We start from the raw sequence: 23,116 nt of genomic DNA on the forward strand, positions 1-23,116 counted from the left end.
AAGTCAGTTGTATAACTGGCTTTTTTTTCTGTTTACTTTTTCTAAATGCAGGAGTAATATATCAGCCAGAATATATTTTTTGTAATACGCTGAGTCCAATTATATGGAGCGGAGGAACCAATTTGTGCAGCGTCACTAGGGGTGAATCTTTCAATTTTGAAAGTAGGGCTACTCTCAAAGTCCGAATCCGACAGCTAACTTCGTAAGCGTCTTGAGAGAGGACGGTGCCATGATGGATACATCACTTCATCGATCTGATTAGTATAGGGGAATATCAATCTATGTTTGAGTTCTTTTATGCTAAGGAGGATGAGGTACATGGAACTAACACTTATTTGTGTTGGAGAAGAAAGCAAGGTAAATAGTTTAAGAAATTTAGTAGCATTTCAACATGAGTTAATTATTTTTACAGCAAATGAAGAGATAGCAGCTGAAGTGAGGAATTGTGGATTTGATTGGACGTATAGTTGTAGTAAGGAGCAGGATTTTACTAGTATTTGTGAGTGTATTAAGAAGGTAATTTTACTAGGGGATGAGCTTCCAATCGTTAGTTTTTTCACAGAACACATTCGCTTTTCTTTTCAGGCACCTATTACTGTTGTTACAAGGAATAAACGATATCCAGCGAGGCTCTATGAAACAATTGGAGCTACATTTGTCGTGTTTACGAATTGTGATAATATTACTTTTTTATTTTTTGAATAGGGCGGGGGAGAAGAAGATGAAAGTGTTGTTACTAGGAGATATAGCGAATCGTTGGGCGGTATCGGTAGAGCGAGTTCAAGAATTGGTGGTGCTCGATCCTATTTTTCCGAGGCCTTATATCATATTGCCATCGAAAGACGCTTTATACTTAAAAACAGATGTGATCGAATATGAGCAACTACATGCAGAATTGTCACAAGTTTATATTCGCGGGAGAAATTTACGTACTTTTTTACGAGGAGAATAAATAGTGAATAAAAAAGAGCGAATGCTAAGTGCAATAAGCGATGCACTTCATGTCATTCGCTCTTTTTATTTCGTATTTAAAATATCATTTCTATGAAAAAGTAAGAAAAGACGAGAAAATAGATGGAATAATATTAATAATACTTAATGTAAGCGTTTAAATAGATAGATATTTTCTTATTTTCAGTAATTTAGCTCTTTACAAGTGAAATATAGAGGAGTATATTTACTCTCATAAATCATTCATAAAATTTCCAAAAAAACCTAAAATCGCTGAGTTCCGGAAATGGAGCGGGGGAACCAATTTTGTGCATCGTCACTTGGGGTGAATCTTTCAGTTTTGAAAGTAGGGCTACTCTTTAGGCCCGAATCCGACAGCTAACCTCGTAAGCGTTTAGAGAGGAGGTTTACTTTTTGTTGTTCATTTTTTGAACACTGAGTAGAGCTCAGTGTTCTTTTTTAATATTTTAATGGTAAATTTTAACAAATAGAAATGAGGAATAGCCATGTTAGATGTTGTAATGATCGGGATTTTTGTTGTGTTAGTTGCATCGATGATAAGCCTTGCAAGTTGGTCAGATAAAGTTGTGAAAGAAGGGAAGCAATCATGATGATTGTTTTATCAGTTATTGTTGCAGCAATTACGGTGTACTTAGTGTATGCATTATTAAATCCGGAAAAGTTTTAATTAGGGGGAGTTATTCATTATGATCTGGGTTGCAGTCGTTATTACAATGCTATTGTTTATTCTTGTGGCAAAGCCAACGGGAATTTATTTAGAGAAAGCCTTTCAAGGTAGTAAAAAGCTAGATAAAGTATTCGGGCCTTTTGAAAAACTTATTTTTAAAATTACGGGTGTAAAAGCATACAATCAAACGTGGAAACAGTACGCATTATCATTAGTTTTATTAAATGGATTTATGATTGTTGTCGTATATTTCATTTTCAGACTACAAGGAGTATTGCCATTAAATCCAGCACACATTGAAGGAATGGAGCCTACGCTCGCTTTTAATACAGCAATTAGTTTTATGGCTGATACGAACTTACAGCATTATAGCGGTGAAAATGGTTTATCTTATTTATCACAATTAATCGGAATTACATTCTTAATGTTTGCAGCACCGGCAACGACTTTAGCGCTCGTTATGGCATTTATAAGAGCGCTTGCTGGAAAAGAACTCGGTAACTTTTTTGTTGATTTTACGAGAGCACTAACGAGAGTATTTCTTCCTATCGCATTTATGGCGGCACTAGTGTTTGTTGCACTTGGCGTACCACAAACGTTAGACGGTGCCATTACAGCACAAACAATTGATGGCGCGAAGCAAAGTATATTACGCGGGCCAGTTGCATCATTCGTTTCCATTAAGGAACTTGGAAATAACGGCGGTGGATTTTTCGGAGCTAACTCTACACATCCTTTTGAAAATCCAGGGCAAATGAGTAATATTTTGCAAATGATGCTTATGATGTTGTTGCCAACAGCACTTCCATTTACGTACGGACGAATGGTAGGAAATAAAAAACAAGGTCGCATCCTTTTCGTTTCACTATTCATGGTGTTTTTACTAGGATTTATAACAATTACGACATCTGAACTAAACGGGAATCCAGCACTAAATGAAATGGGTATTGAACATGTACAAGGAAGTACAGAAGGAAAAGAAGTAAGGTTCGGAACAGTATTTTCTTCACTATACGCAACAGTAACGACAGCTGCTGAAACTGGAGCGGTGAATACGATGCATGATACGTTAACACCAATTGGCGGTCTAGTTCCGCTCGTAAATATGATGTTAAATACAGTATACGGCGGCGTTGGAGCAGGCTTTGTGAACATTATTATGTATGCGATCATCGCAGTTTTTATATCTGGATTAATGGTTGGACGGACACCAGAGTTTTTAGGTAAGAAAATTGAAGGTAAGGAAATGAAATTAATTGCGGTAACGATACTATTTCATCCATTGCTCATTTTAGGATTTTCGGCATTAGCTCTTTCTACACATTTAGGAACAGAAGCGATTTCTAACTCGGGCTTCCACGGTTTAACACAAGTTGTTTATGAGTATACGTCATCAGCTGCGAATAACGGATCTGGATTTGAAGGGTTAGCAGATAATACACCGTTTTGGAATATTACAACTGGTTTAGTTATGTTTTTAGGACGCTATTTCAGTTTAATTACGATGCTAGCTGTTGCAGCTTCATTGAAAGAGAAGACGGTTGTGCCAGAAACAGTCGGAACGTTCCGTACGGATAATAGTTTATTTGGCGGCATTTTCATCGGAACAATTGTAATTGTCGGTGCATTAACATTCTTCCCAATGTTGGTACTCGGTCCAATTGCAGAATTTCTTACATTGAAGTAATGGAGGGTAAATGATGAGACCGGTAGTAGTAAAAGAAAAAAGAGTAAATGAGTCACAAATGCATGTTGTAGAAGATGAAGTTAGACAAGCGAAAACGATGGATCGTGATATCGTAACAAATGCGATGAAACAGTCCTTTGCGAAATTGAATCCAAAAGTCATGATAAAGAATCCGATTATGTTTGTTGTAGAAATTGGATTTATCATTACGTTCATTTTATCGTTTCTTCCAAGTCATTCTAGTAGTGTACCAGGATGGTTTAATATAACAGTTTCTTTCATTCTCTTATTTACAGTTTTATTTGCTAATTTTGCAGAAGCATTAGCGGAAGGACGGGGGAAAGCGCAAGCCGATTCTTTAAAACAGTCGAAGAAAGATGTGTTTGCCAATGTTGTAAAAGAAAATGGGAACATTGTTCAAGTTTCAGCAACGGATCTAAGAAAAGGTGATGTTGTTATTGTAAAACAAGGAGAAATGATTCCAAGTGATGGGGAAGTCATAAAAGGATTAGCATCTGTTGATGAATCTGCGATTACAGGGGAATCAGCTCCTGTAATAAAAGAAGCTGGCGGTGATTTTTGTTCCGTAACAGGCGGTACGATGGTTGTAAGTGATGAGATTACGATTATCATTACGAGTAATCCTGGTGAATCATTTATTGATAAAATGATCTCTTTAGTAGAAGGGGCTGCTCGCCAAAAAACACCGAATGAAATTGCTTTAAATACAGTATTAACGAGTTTAACGCTTATTTTCTTAATCGTTGTTGTGACGCTGCCGATTTTCACAAATTATTTAGGGTTTCAAATTGATACAGCTGTACTTGTAGCATTGTTAGTTTGTTTAATTCCAACGACAATTGGTGGATTATTATCAGCGATTGGTATTGCCGGGATGGACCGTGTGACAAAGTTTAATGTGTTAGCAATGTCGGGTAAAGCAGTAGAAGCTGCTGGCGATATTAATACAATTATTTTAGATAAAACGGGTACGATTACTTTCGGGAACAGAATGGCTCATACATTATTACCTGTAGGAAATGAAACGATTGAGCAAGTTGGAAAGTGGGCTGCGATTAGCTCAGTTTTAGATGAAACACCAGAAGGTCGATCTGTTATCGAGTATGTGCAAGCGAAATCTATATCATATAATAGAGAACTTGCGGAACAAGGTGAGTTTGTTCCATTTAAAGCAGAAACGAGAATGAGTGGTGTTGATTTACAGGACGGAACGAAAGTGAGAAAAGGTGCTGTCGGTAGCGTGATTGAATGGGTTCAGTCACAAGGTGGAACAATTCCGAAAGATGTAAATCAAAAAGCAGATTTCATTTCAAAAGAGGGCGGAACACCACTTGTAGTTGCAGTGAATAATCGTATTTACGGTTTACTCTATTTAAAAGATACAGTAAAACCTGGTATGCGTGAACGTTTTGAACAGTTACGTCAAATGGGGATTAAAACGGTTATGTGTACAGGGGATAACCCATTAACAGCAGCAACCATTGCAAAAGAAGCAGGAGTAGATGAGTTTGTTGCTGAGTGCAAACCAGAAGATAAAATTGCAGTTATTAAAGCAGAGCAGGATAAAGGGAAACTTGTAGCGATGACAGGTGATGGTACAAATGATGCACCGGCATTAGCGCAGGCTGACGTTGGATTGGCGATGAATAGTGGTACGACAGCTGCGAAAGAAGCAGCGAATATGATTGATTTAGATTCGAATCCAACGAAGATTATTGAGGTAGTAGGAATCGGTAAGCAATTGTTAATGACACGCGGTGCGTTAACGACATTTAGTATTGCAAATGATATCGCAAAATATTTTGCAATCATTCCAGCAATGTTTACACTTGCGATTCCGCAAATGGAAGCATTGAACATTATGAAACTAACATCACCACTGTCAGCGATTTTATCAGCATTACTATTTAATGCAGTTATTATTCCATTACTCATTCCATTGGCGATGAAAGGTATCGCATATAAACCGATGAGTTCGAATGCACTACTGGGCCGAAACCTACTTATTTATGGACTTGGTGGAGTGATTGTACCGTTCATTGGAATTAAAGTAATTGATATGATTGTCGGCTTGTTCATATAAGGAAGAGGGGAAAGAGATGGCGAAGAAACAAAGTATACTATCACCAATCATCCGGATTACTTTTACATTTTTAGTGTTGTGTGGACTTGTATATCCGCTTATTATTACTGGTATTGCACAAGCAGTAATGAAGGATAATGCGGATGGAAGTCTAATATATAATGATAAAAATGAAGTGATTGGTTCTAAATTAATCGGTCAAAATTTCACAGATCCACGTTATTTTCATGGGCGTGTTTCTAGTATTGAATATAAAGCAGAAGCGTCTGGTTCAAATAACTATGCACCGTCTAATCCAGATTTAGAGAAACGAGTAGAGAAAAGTATTGAAGAGTGGAAGAAACAAAATCCGAGCGTTCCAGTTACAGAAGTACCAATCGATTTAGTGACAAATTCAGGTTCAGGGCTTGATCCTGATATTAGTCCGAAGGCAGCTTCCGTACAGGTAGAGCGTATCTCAAAATTAACGAAAATTCCGAAAGAAACGCTAGAGCAATTGATTAAAGATCAAACAGAAGGTGCGGCACTTGGTTTATTTGGAGAGACCCGCGTAAACGTCTTAAAGTTAAATTTAGAATTACAGAAACTACTGAAATAGTAACAGTGCTACCTCAATCTAACGGATTGAGGTAGCGTTGTTTCAAAAGAAAGGTTGTGTGTGTTTTGTATGCAGATGATTATAAACCGACGTTTCAAAGGCGAACGCCAGAGGAATATTTAGAATATATTCGTCAGCAAAATCGTGGGAAGTTAAAGCTATATGTAGGGGCTGCTCCAGGAGTAGGGAAAAGTTATAAAATGCTCTATGATGCTAGAGAGATGAAAAAGGACGGTATGGATATTGTAATTGGTTTAATTGAAACGCACGGGAGAAAAGAGACAGAAGACGCAATTGCTGATTTAGAAAAGATTCCTTTAAAAGAAATAGAGTATAAAGGGAAAGTGTTTTATGAACTTGATGTGGAAGGCATTATAAAACGTGCGCCGCAAGTCGTTGTAGTGGATGAACTTGCACATAGTAATATTCCCAGCTCTAAAAATAAGAAGCGTTATATGGATGTACAAGAATTGTTAGAGGCTGGTATATCCGTATTGTCAGCGTTTAATATTCAACATTTAGAAAGCGTTCATGACATTGTAGCTCAAATTACAAATGTAAAAGTAAGAGAACGAATTCCAGATTTTATTTTACAAAAAGCAAATGAAATTCAGCTCGTTGATGCAACGCCGGAAGTACTTCGGAAGAGGTTAATAGATGGAAAGATATATAAAGAAGAAAAAATTCAGCAAAGCTTACAAAATTTCTTTACGCTTAATAATTTAGGAGCACTAAGAGAATTATCACTTCGGGAAGTCGCTGACGATATGGACGAAAAGATTAGTCAAACAGTGATAGAACCAATCGGAGTGAAAGAAAAAATTCTCGTTTGTGTACAGTACAGTTCAACAGCAGAGAAATTAATAAGACGGGGCTGGCGCATGGCTGATCGCTTAAACGCTGAATTGTATGTATTAAATGTTGAAAGAGAAAATATAGACTCTCTTTCAGCTAGTAAAAAACAAACAATTGAAGAGTGGAAGTCGCTCACGAATCAATTTGATGCAAGTTTTGTATTAGAAGAAGCAAAAGGGAGAAAGCCTGCGGATGTTATTATTGAAGTCGCGAAAAGATTGCAAGTAACGCAAATTTTACTTGGGCAATCAGCGAGAACGCGGTGGGAAGAAATTCAAAAAGGTTCTATTGTAAATGAAATTATGAGACAGACGAAACATATTGATATTCATATTGTTGCGGATCAAAGAGTTTAAAATAGAGACCATCTGTAGGTCTCTATTTTGCTTTTTGTGTGGCAGGGAAGCGTAGCATTTTCATTGCATATAAGATTACAAGTAAAAATATAATTGCGCCTAGGAAGAAAATCCAAAAGTAATTTTGGTTAAATAAAAGAAATCCACCTATAAGTGGGCCTGTGCCCATACCAAGATAGCGGATGAAGTTGTACATACCGATAGCTGTTGCGCGTTCTTGTACGAATTCTTCCGTTAACAAAGTAGTGTGAGTTGGCATAGAAAGTCCCATACTAAAACCGTACAAAGATGTAACGATAATGATGAATGGGATATTAATGCTATATGTGAAAGAGAATAAAACGACACATATAATATTGAAGAAACTCGTAATAAATAAAGTTTGCTTTGTTGTGAGGCGTTTTTGCAAAAACTTGTAGCAAAAACTTCCCAGCATGATAGAAAGAGACATTGGTACAAACATAAGACCAATTTCCTTTACAGTTAAATGAAATGAATTTGTTAAAATACTCGGTAAAAAAACGAGAAAGCAAAAGTAAATACAAAATTGAATGAAGCCAATAAGAGTAATAGAAAATCCAGTTTTATTTTTTAAGATAAACCAGTAATTCTTTTTTGCTTGCGGTTGCTTCATTACAGTAGGTTTTGTTTCTGGAAGTAGTGAAAGGTTTATCATTAATAAAAGAATGCCAAGTATAGATAAAAATAGAAATACAGATAAGTGGCCATTTATACTGCCGAGATAACCACCAATGAGAGGACCAATCGCAGGTGCGAGGGCAAGTAACATTTGGTATAGGCTCATCGCTTCTCCGCGTTCTTTTCCTTCAAATAAATCGCCGATAATCGTTGCTGAAACTACAGGTATAGCCGCTATTCCTATAGCTTGAACAGCTCTAAAAAAGAGAAATAAATAAATGTTTGCCGAAAAAGCACATCCGATTGAACCAATTGTACTAATGACTAAACTAGGGATAAGGACAGATTTTCTCCCTTTTGTATCAATGAAAGGTCCATATACGAGCTGCATAATTGCAAGAATGAACGTGAAAAGTGAAACTGTTACATTTACAAGATAAAGAGAAGTGTGAAAAGAATTTTGAATCATCGGTAAGATAGGTGTGTAAATATTTTGAGCGAAGGAACCGAGTAGGGCACTAATACAGACAACATATAAAATGGAATGTAGTTTGGATTTTTTCATTATGTTAACCTCCTCTTTTTTAGTTTCCTTGGAAACTAAATTTATTTTAACATGTTTTTCTCACTTGTAAATATGAAAAAATGATTTTAAAATGGTATATAGTTAAATTGTTTCTTTGGAAACTTAGGGGGCGAACGGATTGGATTATGTAACGAAACAAATGGAAATACTTTCGGACATTCGTACACTTTTGCATAAAAGAGAAGAACATTTGAAAGGACAAAATGAGAAGTTTCTTCGTGAGACAGGTGTAAGTGGTATGTCTTTATCTGAGTTACATGTAATCGAGTGTATCGGGAAAAATGGTCTGATGAATGTAACGGCAATTACGATAGAAATGGGAATGACGAAGGGCGCAATCTCTAAAGTTTGTACAAAGTTGTTCCAAAAGAAATTCGTTGAGAAGATGCAAATGTTAGACAATCAAAAAGAAATTTTCTTTCGCTTAACGGAAAGCGGAAATGAAATATATAAAGCTCATGATAAATTGCATAAACAAGCTGAAGAAAAGTGGCTGTTACTCTTAGATAGATATACGAAAGAAGAACAAGGTTTTATTCAAAGGTTTATAAAGGATGTCTCTGATCATTTGGAAATATAATTGGAAGAAAAAATTCCGTTTTCTCAAGTCTTTTAAATATAATTTCTGAAAGAACTCATATATAATAGAAACAGATACTTAACATGGTGAATAATTAAAGAGTCAATATATATAGAGGAGAGAGTAACATGCTTGAAAATACAGGGTTAGTATTAGAAGGCGGCGGTATGCGTGGTGTATATACGGGCGGGATATTAGAATACTTTATGGAACAAGATTTATATTTTCCATATGTAATCGGTGTATCAGCTGGTGCTTGTCATGCAGCGTCGTATCTTTCCAGACAAAGAAATAGAAATAAAACAGTAAATATTGATTATGCATCACATCCGAAATATTTATCGTATAAAAACTTATGGAGAAAACGTCAGCTATTTGATATGGATTTTATTTTTCATGAAATTCCAGAAAAGCATGTGCCGTTTGATTTTGAAACATACTTTAATAGCCCAGAGCGTTTCCTTGTAGGAACGACGGATTGTGAAACAGGACAGTCTGTTTATTTTGAAAAAGAGGGAACGAATGACGATGCACTAAATTTATTACAAGCTTCTAGTTCATTACCTTTCATTGCACCAGTAGTAAATTATCGTGGTAAGCAATTATTAGATGGCGGGATTTCAGATCCAATTCCAGTTCGTAAAGCACAGGAAGATGGATTTAAAAAATCAGTCGTAATTTTAACAAGAAATCACGGTTACGCAAAGAAAAAATCAAGATTTGGGTGGATTGCTGCGAAAGCTTATAAAAAATATCCGAATCTTGTTAACACGATGCTAAATCGCTATGAAGTGTATAATGAAACACTTCACTACATTGAAAAAGAAGAACAAGCGGGTAATTTATTTGTTATTCGTCCAGAAGTACCGCTTCAAGTAGATCGTATGGAAAAAGATACAGCAAAACTACAAAATCTATATGAGCAAGGCTATGAAGATGCAAAGAGACAGTTTGCAGATTTAAAAGCGTTCTTGCAAAAATAAGTATTAGGCTGTGGAGAAGAAATTCTCTGCAGTCTTTTTATTATTGGTTTCAATGCTGAATGTTGGTTATACACGTTTTTAGATTATGGTATAATATGGATAAAAGTATGTGGAGAGGTGATACATATGGAAAATGTATATAAAGGGCTTAGACATACTGGATTTATTATGATGCTGATTTTTGGTGGGGTATTTTTACTGCGCTGGTTCATTCATGATGAAATGCTACTGGATCAGCTTATTGGATTTAGTGTAGGAATGGTAATGGTTGTTTCGTCAGTTTTCATTCAAAAGTATAGTAAAGAATTACAGGTAGAAGAGAAATATTAAAAGATTATAAGCTCCTTCATATTTTGGAGGGACCGTTATAGTTTGAATGATTGTTATAAAAGAAAAGTAGAGCATCGAAATCCGATGCTCTACTTTTTTAATGTGGTAAGAATATCAATTGATAAGCAAACAAAATTCCAAATACATATACAAGTGGGTGAACAGCACGGAATTTACCTTTTGCCACTTTCATAAGTGGATATGAAATAAATCCAAGTGCAATACCTGTTGCGATACTTGATGTAAGTGGCATGCTTAAGATTACTAAGAATGCTGGGAATGCTTCATCAAATGCGTCCCAATCGATGTGGCGAACTGAACCCATCATAAGACTACCAACGATAATTAATGATGGTGCAGTAATAGCTGATACACCAGAAACGGCACTTACTAATGGTCCGAAGAATGCTGCTAGTGCGAATAGAACAGCTACTGTAACAGTTGTTAAACCAGTACGACCACCAGCTGCAACACCAGCAGAAGATTCAATGTAAGCTGTTGATGGTGTTGTTCCGAACATAGAACCGATTGTTGCTGAGAATGAGTCAGATAGAAGAGCTCGTCCAGCTTTTGGAAGTTTTCCATCTTTCATAAATCCACCTTGTTGAGCAACGCCAAGTAATGTACCTGTTGTATCGAATAATGTAACAAGGAAGAATGAGAATACAACGCCGTATAATCCGTAGTTAATTACGTCAGATACAGCAGTAATTGGATTTGAAACGATAATTCCTTCTGGTAATCCAGGCATTGATGTAACACCGTTTGAGAATGATAATTGTCCCGTGAAGAAAGCGATAATACCAGTTAATAACATACCGATAAATAGTGCGCCATTTACATTTAAAGACATAAGAACAATCGTAATTCCAAGTCCAGCTAATGCTAGTAGTACTGGAGCAGAGTGAAGATCACCAAGTCCAACTAAGTTTGCTTCATTTTTTGTAACGATACCTGTTAAACGTAAACCGATAAAGGCGATGAAAAGACCGATACCAGCAGTAATTGCATGTTTTAAGTTTTCAGGAATTGCTTCCATTAATTTTGTACGGAAAGATGTGAATGATAACAAAATTAAAATCATACCTGCTACGAATACAGCAGAGAATGCAATTGCGAAAGTCATGCCTTCATGAGCCTTTACAACAGAGTAAGAGAAGTAAGCATTTAATCCCATACCTGGTGCAATTGCGATTGGTAAGTTTGTAAAGATCGCCATAAATAATGTTCCGACAACAGCAGCGATAATGGTTGCTGTAAATGCTTGTTCAAATGGAACACCTGCATCCCCAAGGATAACTGGGTTTACGACAATGATATATGCCATTGTTAAGAAGGTAATAATACCTGCCATAATTTCAGTTTTAATAGAAGTTTTATGTTTTGAAAGGTTAAACATATAAACATCCTTTCTGTTTACGAATAATTTTCACAACAGTTATATATAATATTCGTTTTTTATCTATTTTGCAATAGTTTTGCATAAAAAGTTTACAACAATTCATATTTTGTGTCTTAAATTCGAATATTAATCGTAATATGATGTGCGAATTTCAGTTTTTATTATGCACATTATAAGAAAAAGGAGTTGAAAGAAATTATGCCGCAGCAAAAAAACTTTGTAACAATGCCAGCGCAACATCAAAATAAACAACCTGGTATTGAATCATTAATGAATCCTCTACCACAGTTTGAAGATCCAAATTATAAAGGTAGCGAAAAGTTAAAAGGAAAGAATGTATTAATTACAGGGGGAGATAGTGGGATTGGACGAGCTGTTTCCATCGCTTTTGCGAAAGAGGGAGCAAATATTGCGATTGCTTATTTAGATGAGGAAGAAGATGCTAATGAGACGAAGCAGTATGTTGAGAAAGAAGGTGTAAAGTGTGTATTGTTGCCGGGTGATTTAAGTGATGAACAGCATTGTAAAGATGTTGTTCAAGAGACCGTCCAGCAGCTAGGTAGTTTACAGGTTTTAGTAAATAATGTTGCGCAGCAATATCCGCAGCAAGGACTAGAGTATATTACAGCAGAACAGCTAGAAAAGACTTTTCGTATTAATATTTTTTCTTATTTTCACGTTGCGAAAGCCGCACTTTCTCATTTAAAGCAAGGGGATGTCATTATAAATACCGCGTCTATCGTTGCATACGAAGGAAATGAAACATTAATTGATTATTCCGCAACGAAAGGGGCAATCGTTGCTTTCACAAGATCACTTTCTCAGTCATTAGTGCAAAAAGGGATTCGTGTAAATGGTGTTGCGCCAGGACCAATTTGGACACCACTTATTCCATCGAGCTTTGATGAGAAAAAAGTATCACAGTTTGGAAGCAATGTTCCAATGCAAAGACCTGGTCAACCATATGAATTAGCGCCAGCATACGTATATTTAGCGTCTGATGATTCATCCTATGTTACCGGGCAAATGATACATGTAAATGGGGGCGTTATTGTAAATGGATAGTTTTCATTTATAAGAGCAAAGTAAAGTTAATTCCACTTATTATAGTGAGCGCTAGGGGGGGGATAGATGAAAAAGCTATGTTTCGTCATACTATTATTTTTCATTCTACCGGTTAGTGCTTTTGCTAGTACAGATCATTTAATATTAGTGAATCTTACGACAAACCAGTTGTCTTTTTTTGAAAATGGAAATTATACAAAAACATTCCCCGTAACAACTGGAAGAGATCGTACACCTACGCCTGAAGGTAATTTTTGTATTATAACTAAATATAAAAATAAAGAATACCATCGAAAAAAAATAGCTGGTGGTGCACCAAATAACCCTCTTGGTACGAGATGGCTTGGACTAGATAAAAATGAATATGCGATTCATGGGACAAATCGGGAATGGACAATTGGAAGTAGGGAATCAAATGGCTGTATTCGTATGCATGACAGGGATATACAGTGGTTATATGACCGAGTTCAATTACAGACGAAAGTAATCATTTCTCGGTTTCATACGAGCCCGGAATATGAAGCGAATAAGCTTGGTTATCGTGTTGTAAGCTGGAATGGTCGTAAAGTAGAAGAAGAGCAAATTGGTATGCTTACGTTAGTAGATCGCGTGGATATATATTGGCAAGAACCGAATGGACAGCTAACGAAAGTGAAAATGGTATTGCCAAACGAAAGATATGCAGTGTACTCAAAACGAAAAGATGGAATATATTATATAGGAAACAATTTGTATATTGTGGATGAAACAGGAGAAAAAATTCGTTATGAGCAAATTCCTTCTTCGATTTTAAGTAATATATATAAACGAAAATATAAAGTTCCGTAATAGGCTACCGTATTATAGACGGTAGCTTATTTCTACTTCCAGTTTAACTGCAACTATTGTACTTTGCTGAATATAATACAGTACAGATAGGGGGCGGTTACATTATGAAAAGTGAATTTGCGTTTAAAGTTTTCTTAGTAACGACCTGTTTATTTATCGTGTATTTGTATGCGTTTCTCGTCTTTTCGTTTTATGTTCCATACGTTGATTTAATATTGTTCTTCGGATTTATTTGGGCATTTGTTAAGGCAAGGGAAGGGGAGAAAAGTATATATCGGCGTATTACGTTATGCGGGACAGCCGTTCTCGTTATTTTGTACTTTTTTATTATGCATGATTTTTGGAGGGGAATGTAAAAAAGCATACGATTAGTCGTATGCTTTTTATGTTTAATATTTTGGCTTAAATGTATGACAACAAGTCTCTACACTTGTTGCTACAGAACTTTCTAGCGTCTCGTTCGTTAAAACAGCACTTGTATACGATTCATTTTCAGTTTGACCAGTTTCATCCGCATCTGGCTGAACGATAATCGCACTTGCTTGACAAAAGTTACCTTGTCCCCAAAATGAACAATTGGAAACAGAGCATCTTACTTCTGGCATAAAACCCCCTCCTTATACATTAGTTTGGAATTTTACGTCCATTTCATGTGTAGAAGGAGTTTCCTTTTCTCGTTATTTTTTCGTTTGTTCAAACCATTCTTTAAACTTTTCTTTTGATTGTTCTCCGCTAATACGGCTTACTTCTTTACCATCTTTAAAATGAATAATCGTTGGCGTTCCTTTAATATCGTACTTATCCCAAGGCTCGTTTAAATTTTCAATATCAATTACTTTCATATCAACATTTAAATCTTTCGCTAAAGGTACAACAATAGGAGAGACCTTTTGACAATGAACGCAAGAGGTTTGATAAAAGTAAATCGTTTGTTCTTTTTTATCTTCTATATTTTTATTGAGATCTTCAAGAGAAATTTTATTTGAGTAGTAACCTTTTTCATCTGTCGATGCGTTTTTCTTTTCCATTTGAGTTACAGCAAAGATTGCCGCAAATAAGACGATAATAATACCGCCAAATATAAGCATTTTTTTCATTCTTTCATCTCCTTATTTGTTTTTGATGACAATAAAGCTACAAACAGCGATTGTAATAAAGCCGATAAGTGCTAAAAACGGGATTGTCACAAAGCCGAACCAGTTTATGTATTCTCCCGTACATGGTACACGGCCGCAAGCTGCCCCTGCAGCCGAAAATGCTGCGACTTTTTGAATTGCATAGTGATATAAAGAAATACAAGCACCAATACTTGCGATCGGTAAAGAATAACTTGCGATGCGATAATCTTTTTTTACTACAGCGATACCGAGCCATAAAACGAATGGATACATGAAAATGCGTTGATACCAACAAAGGACACAAGGCTCAAATTTCATGATTTCGGAAAAGTATAGACTTCCTAGTGTAGCAATAAACGAAGCTCCCCACGCGGTAAATAAAGCATATTCTTGCTTTTTTTCTCGTCCCATATTTTATACCTCTCTTATAATAGTTACATACTAAATTATAGTATGAAGTGGTACAGAAAAGAAAGAAAAAATATGTTTATCAATAAAAGTTTTATACGGGGAAACTTTTATTGATATGAACATTTTAAAAAAGCGCTATTCTCCAGAAGAGAATAGCGCTATAGTTTACATTTGAATTTGCTCTACTTCTTCTATATGTGACTTTTGGGATGCGTGGTCAATATATTGAAATAGGAGCTGCAATTGTTTATCAACTTCTGGCAGTTCTTTACTGTATTGATAAGCGTGTAAAAAATGCTCAATACGCTTAGAAAATAATTGATCGTTCGTTTGAACCATGAGAACGAGTAATTTATCCCAATTACAGCAATACGTGTAATAGAGAGCTTTATCATAGTCGTTATATGTTTGCACTGTGTACCCTCCTTACCGAGAGTTATATATAGTGTGTGATAAGTAAGGAGAAATACACTTGAAAGAATTTGTTAAGAAAAAAAGTGAATGAAAAAAACGAGGTATGTCCTCGTTTTTTAAGCTTTTGGCATTGGCGTAGGTGTTGGTTTGCCATAGCCTTCTTTGTATTTATTATCGATATAGTTACGAATTTCAAGCGTTGATTTTCCTTTTTGTTTCATCGAAGCAGATTCAACTGCGATTTCTAGGCAATTGACGCAAGTCGTTGCATGAGAATCCCAAACAACTTCACCATTCTTTTTAAGTTCACGAATAAAACAATTTTTATTATTTTTATGTCCTACACTTTCACCGCAACCGCAGTAACATGGAATCCAATCTAATAGTTCTGCATTTTGTCCAGCGACAGTGTAGATATCTTTCATTTGTGGATCAAGCTTGTCTAGGAAGGTAGGAAGTGTGTCGACTCCTTTTGTTTTCTCTTGAATGTCAGCTTGCTGAGTGTGCGATGCGTGGTCATGTTCTTCTTTTTTTGATTCAGAAGATTTTTGGTCATTTGTACTAGTACTTCCGCATCCAGCAAGAATTAAACTCAGTACTGCAAGTAAAGAAAATACATACTTTTTCATTCGCTTGTCCCCTTTACAAATGTATTAATCAAATTGTATCAGAGATTACGGTGTGTCGGGTGAAGATTTTTTTGACCGATTTTTGAAATGCCATCGTAGTGAATGGAATAGAAATAAAATCGGGATATAAGCGTATACAATATATAAGCCAGCTTGAGATAGTACTGTATTTAATGTGTTGATACTTTCACGGTTTGTGAAAAATAAGGATGAAATAAATATGACTGCGATAAAAAGTGGCAATGTAATTTTAAATGGTATGTGAAAAGATTTTTTACTAATGCAACAAGAAGACCAAATGGTTAAACAAAGATTAGGTAAAATAATAAGATACCATAGGAAAATAATAATGTACTCAAACCTTTGGATAAAAGGAACTTTAATGATTTTTAGCATCGTTAATGTTGGCCAAATGGTATGATGTAGTTGCCCTGGGCTATAGTACATAAGGGAAACGATGGCTAGTATTACGTATAGAATTGTTGTAAAAATAATACCACCATGTGCCCATTTGTTTAACGATTTTCCTTTTTTAATAAATGGATAAAAAACAAGGATTGCTTCAAATCCAAGAAATTCTAATGCAGATGCTTTGGTTGCAGTTAGAATTTCTAAAGGTGAATGATTTAGAATTGGGAAAATGTTACGGACATGCGCATATTTCATTGGAAAAACTAAGAATAACAGGACGAAAATCGGTATAATAACGCCCCAAAAACAAATTCCAGTTACAGAACGAAAGCCGCCTCTAATTATGTAATAGGCTACAAGTAAAAATAGGAAAGTTAATTTCCACGGTTTAATTGTAGGAAAGACCCAAACTTGAATAACTTCAATATACGTACGAAGAACAGTAAGACAAAATAATAAAAGGTATGCGGCAAAGCATACGGAAAAAATTTTCCCAATCCATTTTCCGAAACATGTCGTATGAATATTCATTAAATCATTATCTTTTTCTAACATTTTAAGCATACAAAATAAAACGATATGAGTTGCAATACCTGCAATAATAAGAGAAATCCAAGCATCATAACCGGCAAATTGCGCAATTATCCTTTGGTATCCTAACACTCCTACTCCAATTTGAAGGGAGTGTAATAGAAGGAATGTGAAATAAGGGGAAACAGTATGTGTTTTATCTTGTCCAGTCATGATAGCACCTCACTATTCACCGATACCAGATTGTACGACATTAATTTTCACATTAACAGCAATGTCTACGTTAGGATACATATCTTGAATTTGTTTCATGCTCCATTTTCTTGAATGACTACGAATTTCTTCACGTATTCCTATTGGATCGATTTTATTTTCTTGGAATTGTTTTATTAATTCGTTTAAATCCTTTTCAAGCATTTTTTCTATATGTCTTTTTACGTAAGTTACATTTTTACTCTTTGATAAATCCAGCCATCTGGGAGCATTTTTTACGAGTCCATTTAACTTCAAGTGTATGTTAACTTTCGGAATATCACCGTTTGGCGAAAGAGAGCACTCACTATTTCCAGATAAGTTTTGAGTAGCAATTACTCCTTTATGTTTACCTTGACGTATCGGAACTTCGTAACGCCCATTTTTCGTTGGATTAATTAGTAATTTAAATAAAAAAGACCTTTTCCTGTCTGTATACATAGCCACTTTATCCTTTTTTAAAAAAGCGAGTCCTTTAATGGAAGCAGATTTGTCTTCTGATACTTGAATGTAAGGAAGAAATGCATCGCATCCAGATGAATAGAAGTTATATAAAAAAATATTTAAAGCTGTCCGAGGGATTGTCTCGTTTTTTATATTTTGTTCCAGTAATTCAGATAGATATAGCGATCCATTTGTTTTCACATGTTTAAGTAATTCTTCTGTTGAACCATCCACAAGTGCTAGTTGTACATCACGGCCAATGTTAGGGTCACGTTGTAAGTTGTTAATAACATCCCCAAGTCCATGTTCGCCAAATGCTTTTCCAAATAGGACAACACGCATTTGACCTACAGCAATCGTATGTGGAGATTTGGCGTTTAGAAGGGAAGAGATTGTTTCAATTGTACCTGCATGAGTGGATTGAGTTTCTGGTTTAGATTGTACGCCTTTTGTGTAATCCGGATATAAAATTGTTCCGCGAAATTTTTTGTTTTTTGTTATATCGAATCCACCTACGTGAATCATTCGCTGCGTATCAACTATATGAGCTTCTGTACAACCAGATTGGAAAATTAAAATGATAATGAAAAAGCATAAAAAAATATTTTTCATTTTTCCTCACCGTCACGTTTTTCTTTCGCTTTGTTTGGATCATAGCGCCATTTCTTTTTGGGCCTTAAAAAAGAAGCTCGTCCCGCAGTTTGACTAAATGGAAGACGAAGGAGTCCTTCAGCTGTACCTAAACCGCGAAATGGGTATAAAGGTAATAAATAAGGTGATCCAAGTGATTTTAAGCGAATTAAATGAGCCAATATGAATACAAATCCGACGATAAGACCTACACCTCCAAATGCTCCGGCTAAAATAATAAGAGGGAAGCGTAATATCCGGATAGTAGAAGACATTTTTACTGTCGGTGTTGTAAAAGAAGCTAGTGCAGACAGCGCAACAGCAATTAGTAAGATGGTGCTCGTTAAAGCAGCCTCAACTGATGCTTGCCCAATTACAATACCACCAACAATACCAATCGTTTGACCAACTTTAGTCGGTAAACGCGCCCCAGCTTCGCGCAGTAATTCGATTGTGATTTCTAAAAAAAGTGCCTCCAAAACAGGTGGAAATGGTACGTTGGCTCTGGAATAAATAATAGGGCCGAGTAAATCTGCTGGAATCATTTGATAGTGATACGTTAATACAGCTGTATAAATAGCTGATGAAAATAGAGAGAATGCCGCTCCAAAAAAGCGAACTAATCTAAGAAATGACCCTGCCATCCATGGTAAATAATAGTCTTCTGGAGAGACGAAAAAATCGAGTAATGTTGCTGGTCCAGCTAATGCATATGGTGAACCGTCTGTTAAAATGACAATTCCTCCGTTTAGTAATGCATAAACAGAACGATCTAAACGCTCTGTAGGTAGTAAAACAGGGAATGGAGAGTTACTATTATCACTAATGAATTGTTCAATCATAGTTGCATCAAAAGGGTAATCAAAATCAATATCTTGTAGACGTTGCGTTGCGGTGTTAATATGCTGTTCATTTGTAATGCCTTCGATGTAAGCAACTACGATTTTGGTTTTTGACATAGAACCAACGCTAACTTCTTTGAAGATTAATTGCTCGGTTACGATATTTCGGCGTAATAAATGTATATTTATATCAACATTTTCAACAAAACCAACTTTAGGGCCAATAACACTATATTCATTTTCCGTGTCATTTACTAAACGAGTTCCTAAAACGGTACTCTCGGCGCGTAGAAGTGCATACGCTGCTTGCCCTGAACCTTTTTTTAGTTGTAATAATACGTATCCACCTAATAATTTCTCACGAATATCATCAATGGACGGATTGATGAGGATGTCTTCAATAGATACGACATTTAAGATGTCATCAATATGTTGAATCTCCTCTAATTTATTTTTTATAGGTGCTAAAATGAATCGCTTAATAATAAGTGATTCTACTGTAGATTTATAATAAAACAAACATAATGTCCCATCTTCTATAATGTTATAAGAAGAAAAGTCGCTTGATTTTTTCATCGTATGGATAAAATCTGGAATAGAACAGAAGGTTTGTTTTTTCTTTTTAGATGATAAACGAAACATTTTCCCACCCCCTAACATATATCATTTACTTGTGTTAGTTTTTGGGAAAGACGGGAATTTATACTTAAAAATTGAAAGTTCATAAAGAAAAGGAAGAGTATTGAAAAACTCTTCCTTTTTGGCATATTAATTTGTTTTCTTTTCCTTAATAGACTTCACTAATTTAATCATTTCTGCTCGTATATCTTCTTTTTTTACATTTAATTTTTCTGCAATTTGTTTCATATCCATTCCGTCTTTTTTCATTTTTAGTACATCATCAAGGGGAGTATTACTTTTTTGAGAGATGATTGTTAATACCGTGAGCTGACGTAATCCGATATTATATTCTTTCATTTTTTGTTTTAGCCCGTCTGGTGTAGATTTTTGCATATTTGCTAATTCTTGCAGTAGTGCCTTTTTCGTTTCTTTATTCATATGATGCTTTTTTAACTTACTTGGGTCTACCCCGAAATGCTCTGCTGTTTTCTCCCAAGAATTATTTTGCTTATAGTAAGCTAAAACGTCCTTAATTTCTTTTTTACTCATTTTTGCAATGTGGGCAGCTTTCCAAATTTCATGTTTGTTATAGCCGAGTTTTTCGAGCGACTGCATTTCTTCTTCTGAAATTGGTTTATGATGATGCAATGTGACTTCTTTTGGCGTAGCAGCGAAAGTGGGGAAGACGGTTGCACCGAATAATAATGCTGCCATAGTCATACTTACTGCGATTTTTTTGTACATGTAAACTCCTCCTAGATGGATAATGTGAAAAACTGTACACATATCATTTCCATAAAATGTGAAATACTTGTGAACAAATCAAGTTTTTTTATTCACAGTATGAACTGAAGTTTTTGGAAGTTTTCCAACATAAAACATTGATTAATAGTAAAAAACTAAGGTATAATCGAAATTGAAAATCAATATCAACAATAAACGTATACATATAGATAAAAATAAGGGAGAGAAAAATATGACTACATATACTTCCATCGCAAATGTGATTAAAGAAAGACGTTCTGTTCGTACATTTACAGATAAAGCAGTAGACAAAGAGTTATTAATTGAACTATTAAACGACGCAACGTGGGCACCGAATCATAAACATCGTGAACCATGGAATTGTAAATTATACATTGGAGAAGGTCGTCAGAAATTAGTAGACGCAGTATTAAACTCTTTCACAGAAGAAGAAAGAGCGAAACGCGGTAAAATTTTATCGGATCGTTTCTTAAGCACGCCAGCACAAATTGTTGTTTACATAAATGAAGATCCACGTCAAATTCAACGTGACGAAGATTACGCTGCAACATGTGCATTTATGCAAAACTTCCAACTTCTTGCTTGGGAACGCGGTTTAGGTTGTGTTTGGAAATCAGGTGGATTAAACTACAATCCATTATTTATAGAAGGACTTGGTTTAACTAGAGGTCAACGCATCGTTGGAATTCTTCACCTTGGCTATTTCGATAAAGCACCAGAAGGAAAAGCTCGTACACCGATTACGGAGAAGATGGAGATTATTGAAGGTTAATAGATGAGACATTCTCGTTTTTATGAGGGTGTCTTTTTATTATGCAATCAATCCTCATGAAAGCTTGTTCTCAATCATACACTTTCTTAAGGGAAAGTGTAAGGAGGGAAAATAATGAGAGCAAGTGACGATAAAGCACTGCAATATGCAATTGCGGAAATTACGGAAATTGCGACTGGATTTGGGCTTGATTTTTATCCGATGCGTTATGAAATATGTCCAGCGGAAATTATTTATACATTTGGTGCATATGGGATGCCGACACGGTTTTCACATTGGAGTTTTGGAAAACAGTTTTTCAGAATGAAATTACAATACGATTTAGGTCTTAGTAAAATATACGAACTCGTTATTAACTCTGATCCATGTTATGCCTTTTTATTAGATACGAACTCGTTAATTCAAAATAAATTAATCGTAGCGCATGTGTTAGCGCACTGTGATTTCTTTAAAAATAATATTCGTTTTTCAAATACGAAGCGGGATATGGTAGAAAGTATGTCAGCGACAGCTGAACGGGTGAAAGCATATGAGCATAAGTACGGAAAAGAAGAGGTAGAAACATTTTTAGATGCCGTACTTGCCATTCAAGAGCATATTGATCCGTCGCTTATGCGTCCAAAACTTGCGTGGAGTATTGATGATTTAGAAGAGGAAGAAGTAGAAAAGAAAAAGGTATCGCAATACGATGATTTATGGAATTTAGATGATCGCAATAAAAAGAGGGAACGCTCCAATGTACGTAAAAAGAAGAAAATCCCACCACAACCAGAGAAAGACTTACTCCTCTTTATTGAAGAATATAGCCGTGAGCTAGAAGATTGGCAGCGGGACATATTAACGATGATGCGTGAGGAAATGTTATATTTCTGGCCACAGCTTGAAACGAAGATCATGAACGAAGGCTGGGCATCCTTCTGGCATCAACGCATACTTCGCGAAATGGATTTAACATCTGATGAAGCAATTGAATTTGCGAAATTAAATGCGGGCGTCGTTCAGCCATCAAAAACAAGCATTAATCCATACTACCTCGGTATTAAAATGTTTGAAGATATAGAGGAGCGCTACAATAACCCTACTGAAGAAATGAAACGACGCGGCGTAAAACCAGGATCTGGTCGAGACAAAATCTTTGAAGTACGCGAAATCGAATGGGATGTATCGTTCCTAAGAAACTATTTAAATAAAGATCTTGTTATGCGAGAAGATATGTACTTATTCCAGCGCCAAGGAAAAGAATATAAAGTAATAGATAAAGAGTGGGAACATGTACGTGATCAACTCGTAAATATGCGTACAAATGGTGGCTTCCCGTACTTAGTAGTAGAAGACGGGGACTACTTAAAGAACGGAGAATTGTATATTAAACATAGCTACGAAGGAATCGAGCTCGATTTAAAATACTTAGAAAAGGTATTACCATATCTTCATCAGTTGTGGGGAAGAACAGTGCATATGGAGTCGATTGTGGAGAGTAAGGGTGTTGTGTTTTCTTATGATGGGAAGATGGTGCATCGGAAGTATGTGTGATAAGGAAAGCCACTATGTATATAGTGGCTTTTTTGATCTGTTTTTCATTATGTGTTTTTTATACCAACAACTAGAATACTAGTAAATCTAT

27 protein-coding genes and 2 riboswitches are annotated in these 23,116 nt (G+C 35.7%); of the genes, 16 read left to right on the forward strand and 11 right to left on the reverse strand.

Features of this window, described 5'->3' with window-relative positions; translation table 11 throughout:
- The first annotated feature begins 77 nt into the window (after positions 1-77).
- A riboswitch (cyclic di-AMP (ydaO/yuaA leader) is annotated at positions 78-225 on the forward strand.
- A gap of 93 nt (positions 226-318) precedes the next feature.
- From ACTFR9_RS24755 to kdpDN, 8 genes are all read left to right on the forward strand, one after another.
- The gene (locus ACTFR9_RS24755) at positions 319-705 is read left to right on the forward strand and encodes a hypothetical protein (RefSeq protein ID WP_000424093.1); all 387 of its coding nucleotides are present in this window, start codon (positions 319-321) and stop codon (positions 703-705) included.
- Between the two features lie 16 nt (positions 706-721).
- Positions 722-952, forward strand: coding sequence for a hypothetical protein (locus ACTFR9_RS24760; protein ID WP_000866316.1), 231 nt, complete (start codon positions 722-724; stop codon positions 950-952).
- A 260-nt stretch (positions 953-1,212) separates the two neighbouring features.
- Positions 1,213-1,358, forward strand: a riboswitch (cyclic di-AMP (ydaO/yuaA leader).
- A 99-nt stretch (positions 1,359-1,457) separates the two neighbouring features.
- A complete protein-coding gene (locus ACTFR9_RS24765; RefSeq protein WP_000887891.1) occupies positions 1,458-1,562 on the forward strand; it encodes a hypothetical protein in 105 nt (34 codons plus the stop codon).
- Positions 1,562-1,639, forward strand: a complete 78-nt coding sequence (kdpF, locus tag ACTFR9_RS24770) for a K(+)-transporting ATPase subunit F (RefSeq protein ID WP_223153441.1) — start codon at positions 1,562-1,564, stop codon at positions 1,637-1,639. Before ACTFR9_RS24765 ends, kdpF begins: the two co-directional genes overlap by 1 nt.
- A gap of 19 nt (positions 1,640-1,658) precedes the next feature.
- Positions 1,659-3,326 (forward strand): potassium-transporting ATPase subunit KdpA, encoded by a 1,668-nt coding sequence (kdpA, locus tag ACTFR9_RS24775; protein WP_000638337.1) that lies wholly within the window; start codon positions 1,659-1,661, stop codon positions 3,324-3,326.
- 13 nt (positions 3,327-3,339) lie between these two features.
- Positions 3,340-5,430 carry a potassium-transporting ATPase subunit KdpB gene (gene kdpB, locus ACTFR9_RS24780; RefSeq protein ID WP_001248036.1) on the forward strand — a complete coding sequence of 697 codons (2,091 nt, stop codon included), beginning with the start codon at positions 3,340-3,342 and terminating at the stop codon, positions 5,428-5,430.
- A 16-nt stretch (positions 5,431-5,446) separates the two neighbouring features.
- Positions 5,447-6,028 carry a K(+)-transporting ATPase subunit C gene (gene kdpC, locus ACTFR9_RS24785; protein ID WP_001085545.1) on the forward strand — a complete coding sequence of 194 codons (582 nt, stop codon included), beginning with the start codon at positions 5,447-5,449 and terminating at the stop codon, positions 6,026-6,028.
- Between the two features lie 56 nt (positions 6,029-6,084).
- The gene (gene kdpDN / locus ACTFR9_RS24790) at positions 6,085-7,239 is read left to right on the forward strand and encodes a KdpD-like non-kinase potassium sensor (RefSeq protein ID WP_082181688.1); all 1,155 of its coding nucleotides are present in this window, start codon (positions 6,085-6,087) and stop codon (positions 7,237-7,239) included.
- A 22-nt stretch (positions 7,240-7,261) separates the two neighbouring features.
- Here kdpDN and ACTFR9_RS24795 read toward each other — a convergent pair whose 3' ends face one another.
- A complete protein-coding gene (locus ACTFR9_RS24795; RefSeq protein WP_000748689.1) occupies positions 7,262-8,443 on the reverse strand; it encodes an MFS transporter in 1,182 nt (393 codons plus the stop codon).
- A 139-nt stretch (positions 8,444-8,582) separates the two neighbouring features.
- Between ACTFR9_RS24795 and ACTFR9_RS24800 the strand changes: the two genes are divergently transcribed.
- The 3 genes from ACTFR9_RS24800 to ACTFR9_RS24810 all read left to right on the forward strand — a co-directional run bounded on the left by ACTFR9_RS24800 (position 8,583) and on the right by ACTFR9_RS24810 (position 10,357).
- On the forward strand, positions 8,583-9,044 hold the full coding sequence (locus ACTFR9_RS24800) for a MarR family transcriptional regulator (protein ID WP_000386828.1): 462 nt from the start codon (positions 8,583-8,585) through the stop codon (positions 9,042-9,044).
- 128 nt (positions 9,045-9,172) lie between these two features.
- Positions 9,173-10,027, forward strand: a complete 855-nt coding sequence (locus ACTFR9_RS24805) for a patatin-like phospholipase family protein (RefSeq protein ID WP_000892678.1) — start codon at positions 9,173-9,175, stop codon at positions 10,025-10,027.
- 126 nt (positions 10,028-10,153) lie between these two features.
- Positions 10,154-10,357 (forward strand): hypothetical protein, encoded by a 204-nt coding sequence (locus tag ACTFR9_RS24810; protein ID WP_000432811.1) that lies wholly within the window; start codon positions 10,154-10,156, stop codon positions 10,355-10,357.
- Between the two features lie 97 nt (positions 10,358-10,454).
- On the opposite strand, the gene ACTFR9_RS24815 is transcribed toward ACTFR9_RS24810, so the two are convergent.
- Positions 10,455-11,756: an NCS2 family permease gene (locus tag ACTFR9_RS24815; protein ID WP_000482726.1), complete on the reverse strand. Its 1,302-nt coding sequence runs from the start codon at positions 11,754-11,756 to the stop codon at positions 10,455-10,457.
- A gap of 201 nt (positions 11,757-11,957) precedes the next feature.
- On the opposite strand from ACTFR9_RS24815, the gene ACTFR9_RS24820 reads away from it, so the two are divergent.
- From ACTFR9_RS24820 to ACTFR9_RS24830, 3 genes are all read left to right on the forward strand, one after another.
- Entirely contained in the window at positions 11,958-12,824 is an 867-nt protein-coding gene (locus tag ACTFR9_RS24820; protein WP_046198878.1) for an SDR family oxidoreductase, read from the forward strand.
- Between the two features lie 66 nt (positions 12,825-12,890).
- Positions 12,891-13,652, forward strand: a complete 762-nt coding sequence (locus ACTFR9_RS24825; RefSeq protein WP_440049033.1) for a L,D-transpeptidase — start codon at positions 12,891-12,893, stop codon at positions 13,650-13,652.
- 104 nt (positions 13,653-13,756) lie between these two features.
- Positions 13,757-14,008, forward strand: coding sequence for a hypothetical protein (locus ACTFR9_RS24830; protein ID WP_000834195.1), 252 nt, complete (start codon positions 13,757-13,759; stop codon positions 14,006-14,008).
- Positions 14,009-14,041: 33 nt separating this feature from the next.
- Here the strand turns inward: ACTFR9_RS24830 and ACTFR9_RS24835 are convergent, their stop codons facing one another.
- From ACTFR9_RS24835 to ACTFR9_RS24875, 9 genes are all read right to left on the reverse strand, one after another.
- Positions 14,042-14,257, reverse strand: a complete 216-nt coding sequence (locus ACTFR9_RS24835; RefSeq protein WP_001115486.1) for a DUF1540 domain-containing protein — start codon at positions 14,255-14,257, stop codon at positions 14,042-14,044.
- Between the two features lie 72 nt (positions 14,258-14,329).
- Entirely contained in the window at positions 14,330-14,749 is a 420-nt protein-coding gene (locus tag ACTFR9_RS24840; RefSeq protein WP_000738457.1) for a thioredoxin family protein, read from the reverse strand.
- A gap of 12 nt (positions 14,750-14,761) precedes the next feature.
- Positions 14,762-15,181, reverse strand: coding sequence for a disulfide formation protein C (locus ACTFR9_RS24845; RefSeq protein ID WP_000532258.1), 420 nt, complete (start codon positions 15,179-15,181; stop codon positions 14,762-14,764).
- Between the two features lie 165 nt (positions 15,182-15,346).
- Positions 15,347-15,595: a YhdB family protein gene (locus ACTFR9_RS24850; RefSeq protein WP_001195458.1), complete on the reverse strand. Its 249-nt coding sequence runs from the start codon at positions 15,593-15,595 to the stop codon at positions 15,347-15,349.
- 116 nt (positions 15,596-15,711) lie between these two features.
- Positions 15,712-16,224: a PCYCGC domain-containing protein gene (locus tag ACTFR9_RS24855; RefSeq protein WP_000761038.1), complete on the reverse strand. Its 513-nt coding sequence runs from the start codon at positions 16,222-16,224 to the stop codon at positions 15,712-15,714.
- 45 nt (positions 16,225-16,269) lie between these two features.
- Positions 16,270-17,379, reverse strand: coding sequence for a GerAB/ArcD/ProY family transporter (locus ACTFR9_RS24860; protein WP_193635845.1), 1,110 nt, complete (start codon positions 17,377-17,379; stop codon positions 16,270-16,272).
- A gap of 12 nt (positions 17,380-17,391) precedes the next feature.
- Positions 17,392-18,474, reverse strand: coding sequence for a spore germination protein GerYC (gerYC, locus tag ACTFR9_RS24865; protein ID WP_000789229.1), 1,083 nt, complete (start codon positions 18,472-18,474; stop codon positions 17,392-17,394).
- Positions 18,471-19,976, reverse strand: a complete 1,506-nt coding sequence (gene gerYA / locus ACTFR9_RS24870) for a spore germination protein GerYA (protein WP_000489325.1) — start codon at positions 19,974-19,976, stop codon at positions 18,471-18,473. The genes gerYC and gerYA overlap by 4 nt, the downstream gene beginning before the upstream one ends.
- 126 nt (positions 19,977-20,102) lie before the next feature.
- Positions 20,103-20,699: a hypothetical protein gene (locus tag ACTFR9_RS24875; RefSeq protein WP_048558018.1), complete on the reverse strand. Its 597-nt coding sequence runs from the start codon at positions 20,697-20,699 to the stop codon at positions 20,103-20,105.
- Between the two features lie 232 nt (positions 20,700-20,931).
- On the opposite strand from ACTFR9_RS24875, the gene ACTFR9_RS24880 reads away from it, so the two are divergent.
- Both ACTFR9_RS24880 and spoVR read left to right on the forward strand, forming a co-directional pair.
- Positions 20,932-21,492, forward strand: coding sequence for a nitroreductase family protein (locus ACTFR9_RS24880; protein ID WP_000214810.1), 561 nt, complete (start codon positions 20,932-20,934; stop codon positions 21,490-21,492).
- Positions 21,493-21,606: 114 nt separating this feature from the next.
- Positions 21,607-23,025 (forward strand): stage V sporulation protein SpoVR, encoded by a 1,419-nt coding sequence (spoVR, locus tag ACTFR9_RS24885; RefSeq protein ID WP_001202713.1) that lies wholly within the window; start codon positions 21,607-21,609, stop codon positions 23,023-23,025.
- Positions 23,026-23,116: the final 91 nt, after the last annotated feature.

The sequence above is a fragment of the Bacillus cereus group sp. MYBK222-1 genome (assembly GCF_051916425.1).
Classification (GTDB): domain Bacteria; phylum Bacillota; class Bacilli; order Bacillales; family Bacillaceae_G; genus Bacillus_A; species Bacillus_A paranthracis.